Here is a 5,898-nt window from a genome sequence, read left to right as displayed (position 1 = left end):
CCGCCTCCACGGCGAGCTCGGCCACATCACCCCCGCCGAACACGAGGCCGCCCACTACCTCGCGGCCGAACCCCCTACGTCACTCCAGCAAACCAGCTAACGCAGTCTCCACGAAACCCGGGGCTTGACACTGCAGCGCAACGCCGCGAGCGTTGCCCAGTCCCTAGACTGCTCGTGGGACCAGCTGGCTGACCTGACTGTATGCATCGCCCCTCACCTGGCCTGCTGCTTCGATCTTCCGGACACGGGCGAGACGGTGCACGTGCCCGTGGACGCCGGGATCGACTGGTCCTCGGGCACGTTGTACGTCCGTGACACCGCCGCTCTGACACGCACATCCGGAGTGGGCAGGTCGATCGCCGCCCGGTTTCCGGGCAGCCGCCGCGACGTGGCCCTCGCCTGGGGAGCAGCCTGTGACCAGGCCGAGAAGGGCCGTACGGCGGTACAACTGAGCCTTGCCGACGACCAGGTGCGGCGCGACCGGGAAGCGGCGGAGGCCGAACGCGAACGACGGCTCCGGGAACTCGGAAACGAGGTGGACCAACGCCGTACCGCGACCAAAGCGCAGGCCGGCACAGTGGCCGGTACCCCACGGACGGCAGTGATCCTGCCGCCTGCCCTCAGCACGCCACCGCCCGCGGGGCCGTCAGCCCCGCCTGTGCCCCCCGCTGCTCCACCGCGGAGGCTCGTCGACCCCGGCAGGCTCCGGCTCGTCGATCCGAGCGGCATCATCACGCCGCTGAAGCCCTCAGCTGCGGGCGCGCCCAGCGCACGGCCGAGCAGGTACACCTCGGGTACGTCCGCCCTGCCGCAGCCCCGCGCCGGATCGGCGATCCCCCTACAGCACACGCCGCCGCGCCCCTACACGGGTATGGAGCAGGAAAAGGTGGCTCTGGACGTGGTGCGCAAGGCACTCGCCATCGACGACGACTGGCTGCGTGACCTACGGGCCCAGCGTGGCCTCGGCGCCGACGCGGTGGACGCACTGTCGCGGTTCTACGAACTCAAGGCATATAAGGACGCCGAGCCGGACACGGTGCTGCTGACGCCCGCGGAGTTCCAGCGAGCAGCGGAGAGCGACGACTTCTTCCTCGTTATCGTCTCAGGGCTGGAGGCCGGAACCGGTCCCGTCTCCGTACGCATCATCCCGCAGCCGCTCCAGCAACTGACTTGCCGTCCGAGCAGCAGTGTGACGGTCACGGGCATCAGGGGCGCGCACAGCCGGGTGTACCAACTCGACGAGGAGAGATAGGCCAGCTGGCCGTGACGTCCTGGGAACCGGGGGACCACGGGGCGGGCAGGGGCGCAGCGCCTGCAGCATGGCGCGCACGGCACGCTGATCTGTTCACGCCGACTTCCAGGCCGAGACCATGGAGGCCGAGCGCGTGGGGGACGCACGAGGGTCGGCTCCAGTTGATCAGCCACGCCAATGGGGGCAGCCTGGCCTCCGACTGATCTCCCCAGGGTCTGCCCGGCGTGCTTGGCGTGGGACGCCCGTAACCTACTGCTGTCCCACCTACTCACTTCTCGGCTCTTGCTCTGATCGCTTGCAGATGCGATCTCATCCGGACGTGATCAGTCGATGTCCGGATCATCGGCCTCCTCGAGGAGACGGGCCGCGAGGTCGTCGGCCCACTCCACGGCCCAAGCGCGGAGAGCAGTGATCGTGGCGTCATCGATCCCATAGGCGGCAAAGGCTTCATCGTCGGTCCACTCGGCGCCCGTGAGGTTCGCCTGCAGATCCTCGCGCTCGAAGCGGCCGCGGGCGTGGCGGCGGCCGAACTCTTCGAGCTCGGCATTGGTCCAGCGGCGGGAGGCTGCGAACACGTCGATCAGGTCGCGGGGCGCTCCGCGGTCGGCGAGGGCGCGGACCTTGGTCCCGATCACGTCCTCCTCCGCGAGGACGGGCCCGTACGGGCTCTGGGCGACCGGCCTCCAGAAGATCTCCTTGAGGATGTCGACTTCACATTCCTGCCCGGTGGCCGGGTCGGTCACGGTGAAGCGGGCGGACAGCGGGGCGGTCTCCAGCGCGTGCACCTTCCAGCCGCGGGCTTCCAGGCCGACGCGGAGCGTGGCGGCGATGTCGGCCACGGGCGCCGGGTTCTCGGTGGCGACATCAAGGTCCTGGCTGGGGCGGTTCACGAGGCGGTGCGCGCGCACAGCGTATCCACCGGTGAGCACCAGTGGATACGGGGAACCGAGCGCGATCACATCCGCCAGGAGCCGCGTGTGCAGCTCCGGCATGTCCGTCACGCGGTTGCCCGGGTGCGGGAGGCGAGCTGAGGGAAGGCGTCCTCCCATACGGCGCGCACGGTGCGACCGACGAGGGTGCGCAGCACTGGCCACAGCTGGAGGAGCAGGTCCCGGTTGAGGTAGCGGGGGAGATCGTCGTGCAGGCCCTCGTGCAGGACGGTGCGGTACAAGCCCATACGCTGGCGCGGCTTGCCCAGGTCGTATGAGGTCATCCCGGACCAGGCCATGTGCAGCGGCAGATCCACGACGCCGTGGGTCGGCCCGTGCAGCTCGTCCAGCGACATCGGTAGACGACGGCGGAACTTTTCCCGGTACAGCGCGAGGTCCTCGGCGTCCGCGCCCGAAACGTCCCTCGGGGTGGGTGCGGGGTGCTGTGGGCTGGAGGGCATGACTCCATTATGGCGGCCGGAGACGTTGCGAGGGTCATGATGTGCGAGCTGGCGTCCGGAGCGAGCGGGGGCGGATCCCCCCGGTGAGCTGGTTGCCGCAGTCTGCTCTTCCGTGAGCGGTGCTGACTCCTGGCAGTCCGCCGGGCATGCTGGTCCCCTCCTCGGGGGTCGTCCGTTCAGCCGGTTGATGCGTATGGCGGCAAGCATCTGTAGGACTTTCGAGAGTTGGGACAGAGGGTCCGCTCGCCTTCGGTGGTTCGCACACCGTGAATCGCTGCGGTGACGGAATGAAGGAAGGAGTCCAGCACCTCCGTAGTAGATCGGGAATGGCGTCCCGAGAGCGCCTTCCCGCCTGAGGCGGCGGTCAAGCGGGCTCTGGCGGTCTCTTCCCGACCAACATCCGCCCCTCTTTTCCCAGCGGTCACGGAACGCGCCGTCCGTGCCCCTCGCGCGCCCCCCGTGCCCACTGAGCCGGTCGTTTCGCCTCCAACAAGCTGTGTCTGCGGTGATCCACCGTCCGCGTCCACAGCTTGGAGGGGGCACGATGCCGGAGGAGTGGATACAGGCTCTCGTGGCGGACTTTGGATCCGAGTGCAGGGAGCGTCTGCGGGTCAGCGACACGGAGGCGTCCATCAGCCTGCCGGTGGCGAAGCTGGTGGAGACATTCGGGGTGCGTTGGAAGCTGAGCCCTCGCCTTCATCCTGAGTACTCCTTGCCCGAGGCCCGGGTGCGTCCGGATTACGCGGTGGAGACATCGGCGCGCATTACCGGCTTCCTCGAGCTGAAGGCCCCGGGGCACGACGTCACGCCCGACGGCTTCACGAAGCGGGACCGGGAGCAGTGGGAGCTGATGCGCCGGCTGCCGAACGTGCTGTACAGCAACGGTCACACCTGGTGCCTGTACCGAGGCGGTACGCGGCCTCTGCACACGGTTCGGCTCGAAGGTGATCTGTACCGGTCCGGCAGCCGGTTGCGTACCAACGAGGCCGACGGGGCGGCGTTTCGGGATCTGCTGCGGGAATTTCTGGGGTGGCAGCCCCGACGCATCACCACTGTTGGCCAGTTGGTGTCGTCTATCGCTCCGTTGTGTCAGTACCTGCGCGAGGAGGTGCTGGAGCAGCTTGCCCTCGAACGCAGAACGCCAGACGGGCCTCTCAGCCGGCGGCGTGTCCCCAAGCCTTTCACCGCCTTGGCGCACCACTGGAGCAAGGTGCTCTTCCCTTCAACCGATGGACAAGACCCCGATCACCTCTTCGCCGACCGTTACACCCAGACGATCGCCTTCGCCCTGTTGCTGGCCCGTATCGAGAACGTACCGCTCGCCGACCGCAACTTCGTTGATGTTGCATGTGAGTTGAAGGCCGAGAACACGGTCATGGGTCGAGCCCTGCAGTTGTTGACGGAGACGGTGGACGCCGAGTTCGCCCGCCGAATCGACACGCTCGTGCAGGTCATCGACGCTGTCGACTGGGAGGCGGTCCGAGCGCGGACGCCCGACGCCCACGTTCATCTCTACGAGGATTTCCTCCAGGAATACGACCGCGAGCTGCGTAAACGCTCCGGCACGTACTACACCCCGCCCCGCCTGGTGAAGGAGATGGTTCGCTTCACCGACGCCGTCCTGCGCACCCGCCTGGGCTGTGTGGAGGGCTTCGCGGACGAGCAGGTGACGATCGTCGACCCTGCCATGGGCACCGGCACATTCCTCAGCGAGATTATCGACAGGGTCACCGAAGAACGCTCCCGCCGTGGGGAGGGTTTCCGCGGCGAAGCGGTGGAGCAGCTGGCGGGGCGGCTGATTGGCTTCGAGCGTCAGATGGCCGCCTACGCGGTCGCCCAGATGAGGATCACCCAGACCCTCCGCAAGCAAGTCACTGACACGCAACTCGGCGATCTGCGGCTCCATCTCGCCGACACCCTCGCGGACCCCTACGAGAGGGCCACGCTCTTCACGTTCCTGCCCGATGGCGATCCTCTGGTCGAGAACACCCGCAAGGCGGACTGGATCAAGCGCGAGCAGAAGGTGACCGTCATGATCAGTAACCCGCCGGACCGGGAGAGAGCCGAGGGGGAGGGCGGCTGGGTGGAGAAAGGCCGTGAGGGGGATGATAAAGCACCTCTGCTCGATGCCTTTCGCCTCGGTGGCAGAAACGGAGTGCACGAGAACAAGCTCAAGAACCTGTACGTCTACTTCTGGCGCTGGGCCACCTTCAAGGTCTTTGAACAGCACCGTTCCGAGTCGGACCGCGGAATCGTCTCCTTCATCAGTACCGCGGGCTTTCTCAGCGGGCCCGGTTTCCGAGGGATGAGGAAGTACCTGCGTGAGACTTGTTCCGAGGGCTGGATCATCGACCTCAGCCCGGAAGGCATCCAGCCACCGTTGCGGACACGCCTCTTCGAGGGCGTTCAGCAGCAACTGACGATCGCCGTGTTCGTCCGCAGCAGAGCCGACACCGAACCTGCCCATATCAGGTATGTCGCCCTGGACGGCAGCACTCGTGAGGAGAAGTACGCGCAGCTCGAGGCTCTCGGGCCGGACAGTGATCAGTGGCGCCCGGTGCGTCAGGATGCCCACGCTCCGTTTACGCCTGCGGCCCTCGGAGCGTGGGATACGTATCCCGCATTGGATGATCTGCTGCCATGGACAGTGCCCGGCATTTTGCCCAAGCGGACGTGGGTCTACTCCGCGGACCCCGATACGCTGCGCTCCCGCTGGCGGAGGTTGACCGCCGAGACGGACTTGACCGAGAAGCGTGCCTTATTCAGGGAGACCAAAGGCGGCCGTACCATCGACCGGCCGGTCAAGCCGCTCCCGGGCTCGGCACAGCGAAGGCGGTCGATGCTGGAGGCAGGTCCCGAGTGTCCGGAACCGGTGCCTGTGGCCTTCCGCCCTTTCGATCGGCAGTGGATCATCCCGGACAACAGGGTCCTCGACAGATGCTCGCCGGAGCTGTGGGAGAACCGGGTCGAGGGCCAGATACACATCGTGGAGCTGCACTCCGAACGGTTCGGTGACGGCCCCGCCACACTGTTCACCGCGCTCATGCCGGACATGCACCACTTCGCCGGCTGGGGTGGTGGCAGGGTAATCCCCCTCCTGCAGAAGGACGGCACCCCCAATGTGACCCCCGGCCTTCTCCAGCACCTGCGCAATTCCTTCGGTGGTCTGCCTCGATCATTCACGTGCGCGCGCCGGCCTGGGGTGGTCGGTCGGGGTTGAGGATTCGTCCTGGTTCGTCCTTCGGGTGGTGGTGAC

4 protein-coding genes are annotated in these 5,898 nt (G+C 67.1%); 2 read left to right on the top strand and 2 right to left on the bottom strand.

The genetic code is table 11. The features are described 5' to 3' along the window. Positions 1-124: 124 nt before the first annotated feature. A complete protein-coding gene (locus H8R17_RS44050; protein WP_187828781.1) occupies positions 125-1,252 on the top strand; it encodes a hypothetical protein in 1,128 nt (375 codons plus the stop codon). A 323-nt stretch (positions 1,253-1,575) separates the two neighbouring features. On the opposite strand, the gene H8R17_RS44045 is transcribed toward H8R17_RS44050, so the two are convergent. Together H8R17_RS44045 and H8R17_RS44040 are read right to left on the bottom strand one after the other, a co-directional pair. Then, complete coding sequence (locus H8R17_RS44045; protein WP_187828780.1) at positions 1,576-2,244, bottom strand: nucleotidyl transferase AbiEii/AbiGii toxin family protein; 669 nt, start codon at positions 2,242-2,244, stop codon at positions 1,576-1,578. A 5-nt stretch (positions 2,245-2,249) separates the two neighbouring features. After that, complete coding sequence (locus H8R17_RS44040; protein ID WP_187828779.1) at positions 2,250-2,642, bottom strand: hypothetical protein; 393 nt, start codon at positions 2,640-2,642, stop codon at positions 2,250-2,252. A 544-nt stretch (positions 2,643-3,186) separates the two neighbouring features. On the opposite strand from H8R17_RS44040, the gene H8R17_RS44035 reads away from it, so the two are divergent. Then, a complete protein-coding gene (locus H8R17_RS44035; protein ID WP_262506014.1) occupies positions 3,187-5,862 on the top strand; it encodes a type ISP restriction/modification enzyme in 2,676 nt (891 codons plus the stop codon). Positions 5,863-5,898: the final 36 nt, after the last annotated feature.

Origin of the sequence: Streptomyces sp. TRM68367 (assembly GCF_014495685.1) — a bacterium.
Lineage (GTDB): Bacteria > Actinomycetota > Actinomycetes > Streptomycetales > Streptomycetaceae > Streptomyces.
Note: the sequence above shows the minus strand (reverse complement) of the source record. Positions and strands in the feature narration are given on the sequence as shown.

Excerpts from the sequence above, each read along its gene's own strand:
- H8R17_RS44035 (WP_262506014.1), top strand. The coding sequence starts at position 3,187 with ATGCCGGAGGAGTGGATACAGGCTCTCGTGGCGGACTTTGGATCCGAG.
- H8R17_RS44040 (WP_187828779.1), bottom strand. The coding sequence starts at position 2,642 with ATGCCCTCCAGCCCACAGCACCCCGCACCCACCCCGAGGGACGTTTCG.
- H8R17_RS44045 (WP_187828780.1), bottom strand. The coding sequence starts at position 2,244 with ATGCCGGAGCTGCACACGCGGCTCCTGGCGGATGTGATCGCGCTCGGT.